This is a genomic window from Burkholderia sp. MSh2 (assembly GCF_000731655.1).
GTDB classification, from domain to species: Bacteria; Pseudomonadota; Gammaproteobacteria; order Burkholderiales; family Burkholderiaceae; genus Burkholderia; species Burkholderia paludis.
In genome coordinates this window covers 64,922-80,463 of record NZ_JPGM01000046.1, presented here as the reverse complement: position 1 = coordinate 80,463, position 15,542 = coordinate 64,922, and the positions used below count along the sequence as shown (strand labels likewise).

Here is a 15,542-nt window from a genome sequence, read left to right as displayed (position 1 = left end):
GCGCGGATGGGGGTGGGGGGGCGCCGGCCGACGGAACGGATGGCGTGAATCCGGTTCAACCTGCCGGCCGCGGCCGTCCCGATGCGACGTGCGCGGGTGCGGCGCCGGATCAGGTCGCGGTGCCGCGACGGTAGAGGCTCAACGCCACTGCCAGCCCGGCCAGCATGCCGGCGCAGCCGCGATTGAGCCATCTCAGCGCGCGTCCCGACAGCGCCTTCATCACGTGGTAGCCGCTCGCCGCGTAGAGCGCCATCAACACGATGTCGATCGCGGCGGTGAGGACGGCCAGCGTCGCGTACTGGGCGGCGACGTTCGCTTCGGGCCGGATGAACTGCGGCAGGAAGGCCGAGAAAAACAGCAGCCCTTTCGGATTGGACAACGCGACCAGCAGCGAGCGCTTGAAGGCGGCCCGGCCGTTCCGTGCGCCGTCCGCTGGCGCGACGCCCGCGGGCGGCAGTGCCGTGGGGGCGTGCCAGAGCGCCCAGGCGAGGTAGAGCAGGTACACGGCGCCGGCCCACTTCAGCGCGACGAACAGGTGCTCCGACGCCTGCATGATCGCGCCGAGGCCGCATCCGACCGCCCCGATCAGGACCAGATCCGACAGTGCTGCGCCGGCGATGCCGTAAGCCGCGATGCGCATGCCGCGTGTGGCGCCGTTGTTCAGCGCCAGCAGCATCGTGGGGCCGGGCGTGACCGTCACGGCGGATACCGTGATCGCGTACAACAGGAGCGTGGTCGGGTTCATGTCGCGGTTTCCGGGCGGGTAGCGGAAGCGGCCAGTTTAATCCTGCTTCGGCGGGCGCCCGTTTGCGCGCCGCGCCGGTTCGCGCCGCGGCACTCAGTCGCCCATCGCGACCCCCTCCCGCCGCGGATCGGCCCCGCCGAACCACACCGTCTGGCCCTGCACGTTCAGCCGCTGGATCCCCTGCAGCCCCGAATTCATCTCGACGACCTGCACGTCGTGCCCGCGGCCCTTCAGCCCGTCGGCGAGCGCGTCCGACGCGCGGCCGCGTTCGAGCTGCGTCGGCCCGTTCGTCGAGCCGAAGTTCGGCAGCGCGATCGCCTGCTGCATCGTCATCCCCCAGTCGAGCACGCCGATCAGCGTCTTCGCGACGTGATTGATGATCGCGGGGCCGCCGGCCGAGCCGACGATCATCGTCACCTGCTTCGTCTTCTTGTCGAACACGAGCTCCGGCGCCATCGCCGAGCGCGGCCGCTTGCCGGGCTGCACGCGGTTGGCGACCGGCCGGCCGTTGTCGTTCGACACGAACGAGAAGTCGGTGAGCTGGTTGTTCAGCATGAAGCCGCGCACCATCAGCCGCGAGCCGAACGCATCCTCGATGCTGGTCGTCATCGACAGCGCCTGGCCGTAGCGGTCCACGATCGCGATGTCGGACGTCGACGGCAGCTCGGGGCTGCGGTCGTCGGCCAGCGCGAGCGTCGCGCCCTGCGGCGTGCCGGCCTGCGCGACGCCCATGCTGGTGTCGCCGATCAGGCGTGCGCGCTGGGCGAGATAGGTCCTGTCGGTGAGGCTGGCCCAGTTGCCGCCCGGCAGCGGCACGAAATCGGGATCGGCGACATAGCGCGCGCGGTCCGCATACGCGAGGCGCCCGGCTTCGCTGAACAGGTGCGCGGCGAACGGCGTCGGCTCGTAGCCGACGTCGTTGCGCACCGGCTTCTGCGCGCCGATCTGCTGCCAGTCGGGCATCGCCGCGAGGATGCCGAGCATCTGCGCGACCGCGAGGCCGCCCGACGACGGCGGCGGCATCCCGCAGACGACCGAGCGCCGGTAGTCGGCGCACAGCGGCGCGCGCACCTTCGCCTTGTAGCGCGCGAGATCCTGGAGCGACAGCAGGCCCGGGTTGGTCGGGTGGCGGCGCACCTTCGCGACGATGTCGCGGGCGATCGCGCCGGTGTAGAACGCGTTCGCGCCGCGCTCGGCGACCTGGCGCAGCACGGTCGCGAGCGCGGGGTTCTTCAGCACCGTGCCGGCGGCCTTCGGCGAGCCGTCCGGGTTGTAGAAGTACGCGCGCGCGGCCGGGTCGTTCCGCAGGTACCGGTCGTTCGCGATCAGCGTCGCGAGCCGCGGGCTGATCGCGAAGCCGTGCTCGGCGAGCCGGATCGCCGGCTGGAACAGGCGGCCCCACGGCAGTCTGCCGTGTGCGCGGTGCGCGGCGTCGAGCATGCGCAGCACGCCCGGCGTGCCGACCGAGCGCCCGCCGACGACGCCTTCGTAGAAGTGCATCGGCTGGCCGGTCGGGCCGTAGAACAGGCGGTCGGTCGCGGCGGCCGGCGCGGTTTCGCGGCCGTCGTACGCCTGCGTGGCCTTGCCGTCGAAGTACAGCAGGAACGCGCCGCCGCCGATTCCCGACGATTGCGGCTCGACGAGCGCGAGCACCATCTGCGTCGCGATCGCGGCGTCGATCGCGGTGCCGCCGGCCTTCAGCATCTCGTAGCCGGCCTGCGTCGCGAGCGGGTTCGCGGCCGCGATCATGAAGCGCTGCGAGGTCCAGCCCGGCTTGTCGGTCCAGCCGGACGACTGCTCGGGCGCATGCGCGCCGGGCAGCGGCACGGCGGCGCCCGATGCGGCGGCGACCGGCACCACGGCGCCCGACGGCGCGGACGGGGACGTGCAGGCGGCATTGAAGGCGACGAGCGCGGTGGCGGCGATCAGCGTCCAGGGACGCGAAGGCGGACGAATCCGGTCGAACATTGAACCCTCGGCAGCAGTGAATTCAAAGGCGGCGACGGTGCCGGCGCAACGGGGCTGCCCGCCCCGGCGGCGCTATTGTCGCCGTGCGGCCGGCGGGTTGTCATCCGACCGGAAACCCTGAAGCAACCCGCCGGGTCCGCCCCGGCCGGTCTTCCCGGCCTGTTCGAGGATGAACTCTATGAATGTCGAGGTCGCGCGCGTGTGGTGCCGGTTCGGCATGTAGAGCATGTACATGTGCGTGCCGAAGATGCTGAGCCGGTACGCGTCGAGCGACGTGACGACGGCGCCGCGCCGCATGTCGTCCTGCATCACGTAGTCGGGCACGATGCCGACGCCGATCCCCGCGAGGATCGCTTCGCGCAGGAACAGGAAGTTCTCCGAAATCAAGGTCGGTTCGAGCAGCACCTCGTGCCGCTCGTCGCCGAGATAGGCGGCGATCCGCAACTGCCGGCCCAGCACCGTCGCGGTGACGACCGGCGCGGCCGCCAGCGCGTCGAGGCTGGCGGGCATCCCGTGCGCGGCGGCGAACGCGGGCGACGCGCACGCGACGTAGCGCACCGCGCCCATGTCGCGGGCGACGAGGTTCTGCGGCGGCTCGGACATCACGCGGATCGCGATGTCGACCTCGTCGCGCATCAGGTCCTCGACGCGGTTCTCGAACACGACGTCGAGCACGATGCCCGGATGCCGCCGCTTGAACGCAAGCAGCCATTCGGACATCACCATCTGCCCGTAGCCGCTCGGCACCGACAGCCGCACGCGGCCCTGCAGATCCTGGCCGAGCGTCGTCACCGATTCCTGCGCGGCGAGCAGTTCGTTGCGGATGCGCCGGCCGTGCTCGTACAGCTTCAGCCCGATCTCGGTCGGCTCGATGCGCCGCGTGGTGCGCCGCACGAGCTGCTGGCCGATCGAGCGCTCGAGCTGGTTGAGCCGGTAGCTCACGTTCGCGCGGCTCATCTTGAGCCGCTGTGCGGCCTTGCTGAGATTGCCGGCGTCGAGGATCTCGACGAGCAGCGTCAGCGCGTTCAGGTCCATGCGTTGCGTCTCCTGATCCGTCCCGTTTAACGGTCGGAAACATTCAGTGTCAAGTCGGATTTGACAGCTTGTAAAAGCGGCAGGGAATTGTCAATGAATCTCGATCAATCGAGAATCGGGTCATGCCCGGCGTACGGCCGGATCTTGTCCCGCTTCGTGCGGGACCGGGGCAGGGGCCCGGCGTCGCCCGCGTTGCCGCGCGCCGGCGCACCTGCCGCCGCATCAAGGAGACACGATGAACTCAACCGCTTTCCCCGCCAGCCCGGCCGGCACGGTCACGCGCGAACGGCGCGACAAGGTGCTGGTCGTCACGATCGATCACCCGCCGGTCAACGCGCTGTCGGCCGACGTGCGGCGCGGCCTCGCCGACGCGCTCGACGCCGCGCAGGCCGACGACGCGATCCACGCGGTGCTGATCGTCGGCGCCGGCCGCAATTTCATCGCGGGCGCCGATATCCGCGAATTCGGCAAGCCGCCCGTGCCGCCGTCGCTGCCCGACGTGTGCGAGCGGATCGAATCGGGCGCGAAGCCGGTGGTGGTCGCGCTGCATGGCGCGACGCTCGGCGGCGGGCTCGAGGTCGCGCTCGCCGCGCATTACCGGCTCGCGGTGCCCGGCGCGAAGCTCGGGCTGCCCGAAGTCACGCTCGGCCTGCTGCCCGGCGCGGGCGGCACGCAGCGCACGCCGCGCCTGATCGGCGCGAAGGCCGCGCTCGACCTGATGCTGACGGGCCGTCACGCGAGCGCGGAAGAGGCGCTCGCGCTCGGTCTCGTCGACCGCGTCGCGCACAGCGACGACACGCTCGCCGAAGGCCTCGCGTACACGCAGGAACTCGTGTCGCTCGGCGCGCCACCCCGGCGCACCCGCGATGCGCAAGGGCTCGCCGATCGCGCGGCCGCGCAGGCCGCGATCGATGCGGCGCGCGCCGAGCTGTCGAAGAAGTCGCGCGGCCTCTTCTCGCCCGCGAAGATCGTCGACGCGCTCGAGGCCGCGCTCACGCAGTCGTTCGACGCGGGCATCAAGCTCGAGCGCAGCCTGTTCCTGCAGTGCATCGACAGCCCGCAGCGCGCGGGCCTGGTGCATGCGTTCTTCGCGGAGCGCGAAGCGGCGAAGGCGCCCGAGGCGCGCCGCGCGAGCGCACGGCCGGTCGAGCGGATCGGCGTGGTCGGCGGCGGCACGATGGGCGCGGGCATCGCGGTCGCGGCGCTCGATGCGGGGCTGCCGGTGACGATGATCGAACGCGACGAGGCGTCGCTCGCGCGCGGCCGCGCGCACGTCGAGAAGGTGTACGACGGCCTCGTCGCGAAAGGGCGGATGACGCCGGCCGCGCACGCGGCGCGGCTCGCGCGCTTCAAGGGCAGCACGTCGTACGATGCGCTCGCGCAGGCCGACGTCGTGATCGAGGCGGTGTTCGAGGACATGGCCGTGAAGCAGGCCGTGTTCGCCGAACTCGCGCGCGTGTGCAAGCCGGGCGCGGTGCTCGCGACCAACACGTCGTATCTCGACATCGACGCGCTGGCCGCGAGCATCGACCGGCCGGCCGACGTGATCGGCCTGCACTTCTTCTCGCCGGCCAACGTGATGAAGCTGCTCGAGATCGTCGTGCCGGCGCGCGCCGGCGCGGACGTCGTCGCGACCGCGTTCGCGCTCGCGAAACAGCTGAAGAAGACGCCGGTGCGCGCGGGCGTGTGCGACGGCTTCATCGGCAACCGGATCCTCGCCGTCTACCGCACGGCCGCCGACTACCTGATGGAAGACGGTGCGTCGCCGTACCAGATCGATCGCGCGGTGCGCGAATTCGGTTTCCCGATGGGGCCGTTCCAGGTCGTCGACCTGGCCGGCGGCGACATCGGCTGGGTGACCCGCAAGCGCCGCGCGGCGACGCGCGACCCGCGCGCGCGCTACGTCGGGATTTCCGACCGGCTGTGCGAGCGCGGCTGGTTCGGCCAGAAGACGGCGCGCGGCTACTACCTGTACCCGGACGGTGCGCGCGTCGGCACGCCGGACCCGGAAGTCGAGGCGATCGTCGCCGACGAACGCGCGAAGAAGGGCGTCACGCCGCGCACGTTCAGCGACGACGAGATCCTGCGCCGCTACCTGGCCGCGATGATCAACGAAGGCGCGAACGTCGTGCACGAGCAGATCGCGCTGCGGCCGCTCGACGTCGACGCGGTGTTCCTGTACGGCTACGGCTTCCCGCGCCATCGCGGCGGCCCGATGCATTACGCGGACACGCTCGGCCTCGCGAACGTGCTCGCCGATATCCGCGCGTTCGCGAAGGAGGCCCCGCTGTTCTGGAAGCCGTCGCCGCTGCTCGTCGACCTCGTCGCGCGCGGCGCGGATTTCGCGAGCCTGAACCGCGCCGACTGACTACCCACCGCCTACGCAACGGATCGAAGATGGACCTCAATTTCACTCCCGAAGAGGAAGCGTTTCGCACCGAGGTGCAGCGCTTCCTGCAAGCCGAGCTGCCCGCGCGCATCGCGCGCAAGGTGAAGGGCGGCCTGCACCTCACGCGCGACGACATGCGCGAATGGCACGCGATCCTCGACGCGCGCGGCTGGCTCGCCAGCCATTGGCCGCGCGAGTACGGCGGCCCCGGCTGGAGCGTCGCGCAGAAGTTCCTGTTCGACAACGAATGCGCGCTGGCCGGTGCGCCGCGCATCGTGCCGTTCGGCGTGAACATGCTCGGCCCCGTGCTGATCAAGTACGGCAACGAAGCGCAGAAGCGGCACTGGCTGCCGCGCATCCTCGACGGCACCGACTGGTGGTGCCAGGGCTACTCCGAACCGGGCGCCGGTTCCGACCTCGCGTCGGTGAAGACGAGCGCGGTGCGCGGCATCGACGCGCAGGGCGAACATTACATCGTGAACGGCCAGAAGACGTGGACCACGCTCGGCCACTACGCGAACATGATCTTCTGCCTCGTGCGTACCGCGACCGACGTGCGCAAGCAGGAAGGCATCAGCTTCCTGCTGGTCGACATGAACACGCCGGGCGTCGAGGTTCGCCCGATCGTCACGCTCGACGGCGAGCACGAGGTGAACGAGGTGTTCTTCACCGACGTGCGCGTGCCGGCGGCCAACCTCGTCGGCGAGGAGAACCGCGGCTGGACCTATGCGAAATACCTGCTCACGTACGAGCGCACCAACATCGCGGGGATCGGATTCTCGACGGCGGCGCTCGACCGGCTGCGCGCGGTGGCCGCGAAGGTCACGAAGAACGGCCGGCCGCTCGCGGACGATCCGTTCTTCGCGGCGCGCGTCGCGCGGGTCGAGATCGAGCTCGAGAACATGCGCACGACCAACCTGCGCGTGCTCGCCGCGGTCGCGGGCGGCGGCGTGCCGGGCGCGGAAAGCTCGATGCTGAAGATTCGCGGCACGCAGATCCGCCAGGAGATCACGGCGCTGATGCGGCGCGCGATGGGGCCGTACGCGCAGCCGTTCGTCGACGGCGTGCTCGACGCGGACCACGACGGCGAGCCGGTCGGTCCGGACGACGCCGCGAGCGCCGCGCAGCAGTATTTCAACAACCGGAAGCTGTCGATCTTCGGCGGCTCGAACGAGATCCAGAAGAACATCATCGCGAAGATGATGCTCGGGCTGTAACGAGGGACGCGACGATGGATTTCCAGCACACAGAAGACCGCCGGATGCTGGCGGATACGTTGAACCGCTTCATCGCCGAACAGTACGCATTCCCGGTGCGCGATCGCATCGCGCAGTCGGCCGAAGGCTTCGACCGCGCGATGTGGCGGCGCTTTGCCGAGCTCGGCACGGTCGGCGCGCTGTTCGAGGAGGCCGACGGCGGCTTCGGCGGCGCGGGCTTCGACATCGCCGTGGTGTTCGAGTGCCTCGGCCGCGGCCTCGTCGTCGAGCCGTTCCTCGGCGCGCTGCTGGCAGGCCGCGCGCTGTCGCTCGGCGGCGGCGCCGCGCATCGCGACAGGCTGGCCGCGCTGATCGACGGCAGCGCGAGCGCCGCGTTCGCGCACGACGAGCCGGGCTCGCACTACGAACTGACGACCGTGCGCACGCGCGCCGAACGCACGGGCGGCGGCTGGGTGCTGACGGGCGCGAAGGGCGTCGTCGACCAGGCCGCGCAGGCGGCGTTCCTCGTCGTCAGCGCGCGCGTGTCGGGCCGCGACGACGCTGCCGCCGGCATCGGCCTGTTCGCCGTGCCGGCCGATGCGCCGGGCGTGTCGCTGCGCGACTACCGGAAGATCGACGGCGGCCGCGCGGCCGAGGTGCGCTTCGACGGCGTCGCGCTGCCGGCCGATGCGGCGCTCGGCGAACCCGACGGCGAAGCGGGCGCGGCGCTGCTCGAGCGCGTGCTCGGCTACGGGCTGCTCGCGCTGTCGGCGGAAGCGCTCGGCGCGATGGACGTCGCGAAGGCGCACACGCTCGACTACCTGCGCACGCGCAAGCAGTTCGGCATGCCGATCGGCAGCTTCCAGGCGCTGCAGCACCGCATGGCCGACCTGCTGCTCGAGGTCGAGCAGGCGCGCTCGGCCGTGATCAACGCGGCCGCGCAGCTCGACGCGCCGCGCGCGGTGCGCGAACGCGCGCTCGCCGCGGCCAAGTACAGCATCGGCCGGATCGGCACGCTCGTCGCCGAGGAGAGCATCCAGCTGCACGGCGGGATCGGGATGACGTGGGAGCTGCCGCTGTCGCATTACGCGAAGCGCCTGGTGATGATCGACCACCAGCTCGGCGACGAGGATCACCACCTCGCCCGCTACATCGCGCTGTCGAAACAGTAAAAGCGGAAACCGCGAAGGAGGAGACAGGAATGACCAACGAATCGCACGCGCTGCCGCTCGCCGGCGTGAAGGTGCTCGATTTCTCGCGCGTGCTCGCGGGCCCGTGGAGCGCGATGGTGCTCGCCGATTTCGGCGCGGAGGTGATCAAGGTCGAGCATCCGGCGCGCGGCGACGACACGCGCGACTGGGGGCTGCGGATCGGCGACACCGAAACCACCTACTTCAACAGCGTGAACCGCAGCAAGCGATCGATCTGTCTGGACCTGCAGACCGGGGACGGCCGGCGTCTCGCGCGCGAACTGGCCGCGCAGGCCGACGTGCTGATCCACAACTTCAAGTGCGGCGGCGCGGAAAAGCTCGGCCTCGGCTACGACGCGCTGGCCGAACTGAATCCGCGCCTCGTGCATTGCGCGATTTCCGGTTACGACCGGTCGGGGCCCGAGGCCGCGCGGCCCGGCTACGACCTCGTCGTGCAGGGCGAGGCCGGGCTGATGGCGCTGAACGGCGAAGCCGGCCAGCCGCCGCTGAAGTTCGGCGTCGCGGCGGTCGACCTGTTCACCGGCATGTATTCGGCGCAGGCGATCCTCGCCGCGCTGTACGAGCGTCATGCGACCGGGCGCGGGCGGCGCATCGAGATGGCGCTGTTCGACTGCGGGCTGATGATCACCGCGTACTACGGGCTCGATGCGCTGCTGATGGGCGAGGATCCGCCGCGCTACGGCAACGCGCATCCGTCGATCGTGCCGTACGGCGTGTTCGACGCGGCGGACGGCCCGCTCGTGATCACGGTCGGCAACAACACGCAGTTCGCGCGCTTCTGCGACGCGATCGCGCGCCCGGATCTCGCGGCCGACGCGCGTTACAAGACCAACCTCGGACGCTCGGAGAACCGTGCCGACCTGTTGCCGGAGATTCGCCGCGAGCTCGCGCGCCGTTCGCGTGCGACGCTGCTCGCCGCGCTGGCCGACGCCGGCATTCCGTGCGGCGAGGTGCTCGGGCTGCATGAAGCGCTGACGTCGGAGCGCGCGACGCGCGCGGGGCTCGTGACGCGGCAGCCGCATCCGGTCGCGGGGGGCGTCGACGTGCTCGCGCCGCCATATCGCTTCGACGGCGCGCGGTTGCCGGTGCGCGGGGCGCCGCCGGTACTCGGCGCGGATACGGCGGCGGTGCTCGGCGGCTGGCTCGGGCTGTCGGCCGACGACGTTGCGCGGCTGCGGGCGGATCGCATCGTGTAGTACGCGGGTTTGCCGCCGCGGCGCGGGCGGAGCGGATCGCGCGCCGGACCATCCACAAGACACTCTTCGCATATCGACGAAGAGACATTGGAGACACCATGGAGCTTTCCGTCATCGAATCGGTCACGGCGCGCCGCGACTACCAGCAGCTCGTGCGCGCACGGCGCCGTTTCAGCTTCACGCTGACGGCGCTGATGATCGCGACGTACTACGGCTTCATCCTGCTCGTCGCGCTCGCGCCGCACGTGCTCGCGGCGCCGCTGTACCGCGGCGCGACGACCACGGTCGGGATCGCCGCGGGCGTCGCGATCATCCTGGTCGCGATCGGCCTGACCGCGTGCTACGTGCTGCGCGCGAACCGTGCGTTCGACCGCCGCGTCGACGCGATCCTGCAACGCGCGTGACGGAGGCCGACATGCGACGCACCTCGATCGCGCTCGGCGCGCCTGCCGTTCTCGTTTCCTCCGCCGCCCATGCGGTATCGGTCGCCGGCCCGATGCCCGACAAGGTCGAACTGAACCCGGTCGCGATCGGGATGTTCTTCGCGTTCGTGCTGGCGACGCTCGCGCTCACGCGCTGGGCCGCGCGCCGCACGCGCTCCACGCGCGACTTCTACACGGCCGGCGGCGGCATCACCGGGTTGCAGAACGGCCTCGCGATCGCGGGCGACTACATGTCGGCCGCGTCGTTCCTCGGGCTGTCCGGCATGGTGTTCATGTTCGGCTTCGACGGGCTGATCTACTCGATCGGCTTTCTCGTCGGCTGGCCGTTCGTGATGTTCCTGATCGCCGAGCCGCTGCGCAACCTCGGCAAGTTCACGTTCGTCGACGTCGTCGCGTACCGCTTCGCGCAGCGGCCGATCCGGCTGCTGACGTCGGCGAACTCGCTGACCATCGTCGTGCTGTACCTGGTCGTGCAGATGGTCGGCGCGGGCAAGCTGATCCAGTTGCTGTTCGGGCTGTCGTACGGCACGGCCGAGCTGATCGTCGGCGTGCTGATGGTCGTCTACGTGTTCTTCGGCGGGATGACCGCGACCACCTGGGTGCAGGTGATCAAGGCCGTGCTGCTGCTGTGCGGCGCGACGCTGCTCGCGTGGCTCGCGCTCGGCGAATTCGGCTTCAGCGTCGACGAGATGTTCCGTCGCGCGGTGGCCGTGCATCCGGGCGCGCTGTCGATCATGGGCCCCGGCAAGCTGATCCGCGATCCGGCCAACGCGCTGTCGCTCGGCATCGCGCTGATGTTCGGCACGGCCGGCTTCCCGCACATCCTGATGCGCTTCTTCACGGTGCCGAACGCGAAGGAGGCGCGCAAGTCGGTGCTCTACGCGACCGGCTTCATCGGCTATTTCTATCTGCTCACCTTCGTGATCGGCTTCTCGGCGATCGTGCTGCTCGCGCGGCATCCCGAGTTCTTCAGGCTCGGCGCCGACGGCTCGTTCAACCTCACGCGCGACCTGCTCGGCGGCTCGAACATGGTGGCGGTGAAGCTCGCGCAGGCGGTCGGCGGGAACGCGTTCTACGGCTTCATCGCGGCCGTCACGTTCGCGACGATCCTCGCGGTGGTCGCGGGCCTGACGCTCGCCGGCGCGACGACGATCTCGCACGACCTGTATGCGCAGATGTGGGCGCGCGGCAAGCCGGACGAGCGCCTCGAGATGCGCATCTCGCGCGCGGCGACGATCGCGCTGTCGGCCGTCGCGATCGGGCTGTCGATCGTGTTCGAGCACGTGAACGTCGCGTTCATGGTCGGCCTCGTCGCGGCGGTGGCCGCGAGCGCCAATTTCCCGGTGCTCGCGATGTCGATCTTCTGGCGCGGGATGACGACGCGCGGCGCGGTGCTCGGCGGCGGTCTCGGCCTCGCGTCGGCGGTGGTGCTCACGGTGCTGTCGAAATCGGTGTGGGTCGACGTGTTGCACCACGCGCACGCACCGGTGTTCCTCGACAACCCGGCGCTCGTGTCGGTGCCGCTCGCGTTCGCCGGGATCGTCGTCGGCTCGCTCGCGGATCGCGGCGCGCGGGCGCGGCGCGAGCGCGACGCGTTCGTGCAGCAGGAGTTCTACGCGCAGACGGGCGTGCTGGCCGGCCGCGCCGTGCAGCACTGATTCGTCCGACGAACGCGCCGATCCGTCCGGCGATCCGGACGGATCTTTTCCGGAAATCCGGAATCCCGGATTTTCTTGCCTGCCGCATTATGGGAAATACAATGAAAACAATGGTTTGAAGGGTTTCGGGAACCTGGCATCGACCTTGCAATATAAAGCGCACGGCCGTCCCCCGGCCCGACTAACTACAGCAAGCAAGGAGACAATCGATGACCACTGCCTTCCTCCCCTGTCGGATGTCTTGAGGCATCGCTTGTTGCGGCACGGCAGCCGCGCGGGCGAGTGATTCTTCCCCTGGCATTCGCCCGCGCGCGTGACGCCGTTTCCATCGGCTCATCTACCCTTCAGCAGGAACCATCGTGAAGAAGAAACCCTTCTACAAAGTGCTCTATGTGCAGGTGATCTTCGCCATCATCGTCGGCGTGATCCTCGGCCACTACTATCCGGCGCTCGCCACCGACATGAAGCCGCTCGGCGACGGGTTCATCAAGCTGATCAAGATGGTGATCGGCCCGATCATCTTCTGTACGGTCGTCACGGGCATCGCCGGCATGGAGGACATGAAGAAGGTGGGCCGCGTCGGCGGCAAGGCGCTGCTGTACTTCGAGATCGTGTCGACCTTCGCGCTGGTGCTCGGCCTCGCGGCCACGCACATCCTGCGTCCGGGCGTCGGCTTCAACATCGATCCGGCGACGCTCGACGGCAAGGCCGTCGCGTCGTACGCGGCGAAGGCGCACGGGCAGTCGACGGTCGACTTCCTGATGCACATCATCCCGAACACGATGGTCGATGCGTTCGCGCAGGGCGAGATCCTGCAGATCCTGCTGATCGCGCTGCTGTTCGGCAGCGTGCTCGCGCACCTCGGCGAGCGCGGCAAGGTCGTGACCGATTTCATCGACGGCCTCACGCGCGTGCTGTTCGGCATCGTGCACATCGTCACGAAGCTGGCGCCGATCGGCGCGTTCGGCGCGATGGCGTTCACGATCGGCAAGTACGGCGTCGGCTCGCTGGTGCCGCTGCTCAAGCTGATCGGCACGTTCTACCTGACGTCGGTCGTGTTCGTGCTCGTCGTGCTCGGCACGATCGCGCGCTTCACGGGCTTCTCGATCATCCGCTTCGTTTCCTACATCAAGGAAGAGCTGCTGATCGTGCTCGGCACGAGCTCGTCGGAAGCCGCGCTGCCGCAGCTGATGGAAAAGCTCGAGAAGGCCGGCTGCTCGCGTTCGGTCGTCGGCCTCGTCGTGCCGACCGGCTATTCGTTCAACCTGGACGGCACCAACATCTACATGACGATGGCCGTGCTGTTCATCGCCCAGGCGACCAACATCGAACTGACGTGGATGCAGCAGCTCACGCTGCTGGCGGTCGCGATGCTGACGTCGAAGGGCGCGAGCGGCGTGACGGGCGCGGGCTTCATCACGCTCGCCGCGACGCTGGCCGTCGTGCCGACGATCCCGCTGTCGGGCATGGTGCTGATCCTCGGCATCGACCGCTTCATGAGCGAATGCCGCGCGCTGACCAACATCGTCGGCAACGGCGTCGCGACGGTCGTCGTGTCGGCCTGGGAGAAGGAGCTCGACCGCAACAAGCTGCGCCAGGCGCTGACGGGCGGCGGCGAGGTCGCGGCGACCGAGACGGCCGGCGTCTGACATCATGAAGGAGCAGGCGGCGGCCCCGCCAGCCGGCGGCGCGGCCCGCGGCGGCCGGGGCGTGGATGCGGGGGCCTATGACACAATAGGCGATCCGCATCGTCAGGAAGCCTCGACCGTGACGCGCCGCCTGCTCATTCTCGTCGTGCTTGCCGCCGCGCTCGCCGCGGCGTGCACGCTGACGTGGACGATCACCTGGCGGCGCGGCGTCGCCGAGCTGCAGCGCAACGCCGCGGTGCGGGTCGACCGCACCACCAACGCGCTCAAGAGCACGCTCGACCGCTACGAATCGCTGCCCTATCTGCTCGGCAGCCACCCGTACGTGCAGGACCTGCTCGCCGAGCCGACGCGCGCCGACTACACCGCGCGCGTCAACCGCTATCTCGAGGACCTCAACGAACACGCGCACGCAACCGTCACCTACGTGATCGGCGCGGACGGCCTGTGCGTCGCCGCCAGCAACTGGCGCGCGCCCGACAGCTTCGTCGGGATCGAATACCGCTTCCGCCCGTATTTCCTCGACGCGATGAAAGGCAACGTCGGCCGCTTCTTCGGAATCGGCACGATCTCGCGCGATCCCGGCTACTACATCTCGCAACCGGTGTGGCGAGACGGCAGGATCGCGGGCGTCGTCGTCGTCAAGCTGAACCTCGAATGGTTCCAGGGCGCCGATGCGTCGGAGCCGCTCGTCGTCGCGGACGATCACGGCGTCGTGTTCCTGTCGTCGGTGCCCGCGTGGAAGTACCACACGCTGCGCCCGTTGACGGGGCCCGTCGCCGCGTCGATCTACGAGACGCGCCAGTACGCGCAGCAGCCCGTCACGCCGCTGCCGCTGCGGGTCGAACAGGTGCTCGGCCCCGATGCGGAGATCGTGCGCCTCGGCTCGGCCGGCGCAGGCGCGGGCCCCGGCCTGCGCGCGCCGCGCTTCCTGGCCAGCAAGCGCCGGATCGGCGAGCCCGACTGGCTGCTCGTCACGCTCGCGCCGATCGCGCCGGTCGACGCCGATGCGCGCAATGCGACGATCGTCACGGGGTTCGGCTTCGTGTCTGCCGCGCTGCTCGCGTTCTACTGGCGGATGCGGCGTGCGCGCGTGCGCGAAATGATCCGCGGCCGCGCGCTGCTGCAGCAGGCCTATGCGGAGCTGAACCGGCGTGTCGAGGAGCGCACGGCCGATCTGTCGGAAGCGAACGAGCAGTTGCAGAAGGAAGTCGGCGACCGGATCCGCGCGGAGCAGGAGCTGCGCGCCGCGCACGACGAACTGATCCAGGCGAGCAAGCTCGCCGCGCTCGGCCAGATGGCGGCCGGCATCACGCACGAACTGAACCAGCCGCTCGCGGCGCTGCGCAGCTTCTCGGACAACACGCGCGTGCTGCTCGATCGCGGCGAACAGGCGGCCGCGCGCGAGAACCTCGAGGCGATCGCCGCGCTCACCGAGCGGATGGGCAAGATCACGAACCAGCTGAAGCTGTTCGTCGGCCGTGCGAAGCCGCGCAACGAGCAGGCGCTCGTCGTGCGCGCGCTGCGCAGCGTGCTGTCGCTGCTCGACGAGCGCCTGCGCGGCGTCGCGCTCACGCTGACGCTGCAGGACGCGGCCGCGCATGACGGGCAACGGAGCACGCCGCTCGATCTGGCGCGCGACTATCCGGCGCTCGTCGCCCGCTGCGAGGATCTGCGCCTCGAACAGGTGCTGATCAACCTGCTCGGCAACGCGCTCGACGCGGTCGCGGGCGTCGCGTCGCCGGCCATCGAGGTGACGATCGCGGTGTCGGCGGCGACGCTCGCGATCGAGGTGCGCGACAACGGGCCCGGCATTGCGCCCGACCTGCTGCCGCGGCTGTTCGAGCCGTTCTTCACGACCAAGGAAATGGGGCGCGGGCTCGGGCTCGGCCTCGCGATCTCGTCGTCGATCGCGAGCGACGCGGGCGGGGCGCTGACCGCGCGCAACGCGCCCGCGGGCGGCGCGCTGTTCGTCTTGACGCTGCGGCGCGCCCGCACGCATCATCCGGACTCCGTGTCCGAGCCGGCGGGCTCGCACTAGGCCCGGTCGGCGCC

At 70.0% G+C, this 15,542-nt stretch carries 11 protein-coding genes; 8 read left to right on the top strand and 3 right to left on the bottom strand.

The features are described 5' to 3' along the window. Nucleotides 1–109: 109 nt before the first annotated feature. From GQ57_RS27055 to GQ57_RS27045, 3 genes are all read right to left on the bottom strand, one after another. On the bottom strand, nt 110–745 hold the full coding sequence (locus GQ57_RS27055) for a LysE family translocator (RefSeq protein WP_031401351.1): 636 nt from the start codon (nt 743–745) through the stop codon (nt 110–112). A gap of 93 nt (nt 746–838) precedes the next feature. After that, a complete protein-coding gene (ggt, locus tag GQ57_RS27050; RefSeq protein WP_034199504.1) occupies nt 839–2,713 on the bottom strand; it encodes a gamma-glutamyltransferase in 1,875 nt (624 codons plus the stop codon). Between the two features lie 72 nt (nt 2,714–2,785). Continuing rightward, a complete protein-coding gene (locus tag GQ57_RS27045) occupies nt 2,786–3,748 on the bottom strand; it encodes a LysR family transcriptional regulator (protein WP_031401349.1) in 963 nt (320 codons plus the stop codon). Nucleotides 3,749–3,983: 235 nt separating this feature from the next. Between GQ57_RS27045 and GQ57_RS27040 the strand changes: the two genes are divergently transcribed. The 8 genes from GQ57_RS27040 (at nt 3,984) to GQ57_RS27005 (ending at nt 15,528) form a co-directional block, all read left to right on the top strand. Continuing rightward, nucleotides 3,984–6,116, top strand: a complete 2,133-nt coding sequence (locus GQ57_RS27040) for a 3-hydroxyacyl-CoA dehydrogenase NAD-binding domain-containing protein (RefSeq protein ID WP_034199503.1) — start codon at nt 3,984–3,986, stop codon at nt 6,114–6,116. A gap of 29 nt (nt 6,117–6,145) precedes the next feature. Continuing rightward, nucleotides 6,146–7,354 (top strand): acyl-CoA dehydrogenase family protein, encoded by a 1,209-nt coding sequence (locus GQ57_RS27035; protein WP_034199502.1) that lies wholly within the window; start codon nt 6,146–6,148, stop codon nt 7,352–7,354. A gap of 14 nt (nt 7,355–7,368) precedes the next feature. Continuing rightward, on the top strand, nt 7,369–8,505 hold the full coding sequence (locus tag GQ57_RS27030; RefSeq protein WP_034199501.1) for an acyl-CoA dehydrogenase family protein: 1,137 nt from the start codon (nt 7,369–7,371) through the stop codon (nt 8,503–8,505). 29 nt (nt 8,506–8,534) lie between these two features. Beyond that, entirely contained in the window at nt 8,535–9,740 is a 1,206-nt protein-coding gene (locus GQ57_RS27025; RefSeq protein ID WP_034199500.1) for a CaiB/BaiF CoA transferase family protein, read from the top strand. Between the two features lie 98 nt (nt 9,741–9,838). Then, the gene (locus GQ57_RS27020) at nt 9,839–10,144 is read left to right on the top strand and encodes a DUF485 domain-containing protein (protein ID WP_031401344.1); all 306 of its coding nucleotides are present in this window, start codon (nt 9,839–9,841) and stop codon (nt 10,142–10,144) included. Nucleotides 10,145–10,155: 11 nt separating this feature from the next. Then, the gene (locus GQ57_RS27015; RefSeq protein WP_034199506.1) at nt 10,156–11,841 is read left to right on the top strand and encodes a cation acetate symporter; all 1,686 of its coding nucleotides are present in this window, start codon (nt 10,156–10,158) and stop codon (nt 11,839–11,841) included. 359 nt (nt 11,842–12,200) lie between these two features. After that, complete coding sequence (locus tag GQ57_RS27010) at nt 12,201–13,490, top strand: dicarboxylate/amino acid:cation symporter (RefSeq protein ID WP_034199499.1); 1,290 nt, start codon at nt 12,201–12,203, stop codon at nt 13,488–13,490. A 4-nt stretch (nt 13,491–13,494) separates the two neighbouring features. Further along, nucleotides 13,495–15,528 carry a sensor histidine kinase gene (locus tag GQ57_RS27005; RefSeq protein WP_034199498.1) on the top strand — a complete coding sequence of 678 codons (2,034 nt, stop codon included), beginning with the start codon at nt 13,495–13,497 and terminating at the stop codon, nt 15,526–15,528. The last annotated feature ends 14 nt before the right edge of the window (nt 15,529–15,542 follow it).

Excerpts from the sequence above, each read along its gene's own strand:
- GQ57_RS27055 (WP_031401351.1), bottom strand. The coding sequence starts at position 745 with ATGAACCCGACCACGCTCCTGTTGTACGCGATCACGGTATCCGCCGTG.
- ggt (WP_034199504.1), bottom strand. The coding sequence starts at position 2,713 with ATGTTCGACCGGATTCGTCCGCCTTCGCGTCCCTGGACGCTGATCGCC.
- GQ57_RS27045 (WP_031401349.1), bottom strand. The coding sequence starts at position 3,748 with ATGGACCTGAACGCGCTGACGCTGCTCGTCGAGATCCTCGACGCCGGC.
- GQ57_RS27040 (WP_034199503.1), top strand. The coding sequence starts at position 3,984 with ATGAACTCAACCGCTTTCCCCGCCAGCCCGGCCGGCACGGTCACGCGC.
- GQ57_RS27035 (WP_034199502.1), top strand. The coding sequence starts at position 6,146 with ATGGACCTCAATTTCACTCCCGAAGAGGAAGCGTTTCGCACCGAGGTG.
- GQ57_RS27030 (WP_034199501.1), top strand. The coding sequence starts at position 7,369 with ATGGATTTCCAGCACACAGAAGACCGCCGGATGCTGGCGGATACGTTG.
- GQ57_RS27025 (WP_034199500.1), top strand. The coding sequence starts at position 8,535 with ATGACCAACGAATCGCACGCGCTGCCGCTCGCCGGCGTGAAGGTGCTC.
- GQ57_RS27020 (WP_031401344.1), top strand. The coding sequence starts at position 9,839 with ATGGAGCTTTCCGTCATCGAATCGGTCACGGCGCGCCGCGACTACCAG.
- GQ57_RS27015 (WP_034199506.1), top strand. The coding sequence starts at position 10,156 with ATGCGACGCACCTCGATCGCGCTCGGCGCGCCTGCCGTTCTCGTTTCC.
- GQ57_RS27005 (WP_034199498.1), top strand. The coding sequence starts at position 13,495 with ATGAAGGAGCAGGCGGCGGCCCCGCCAGCCGGCGGCGCGGCCCGCGGC.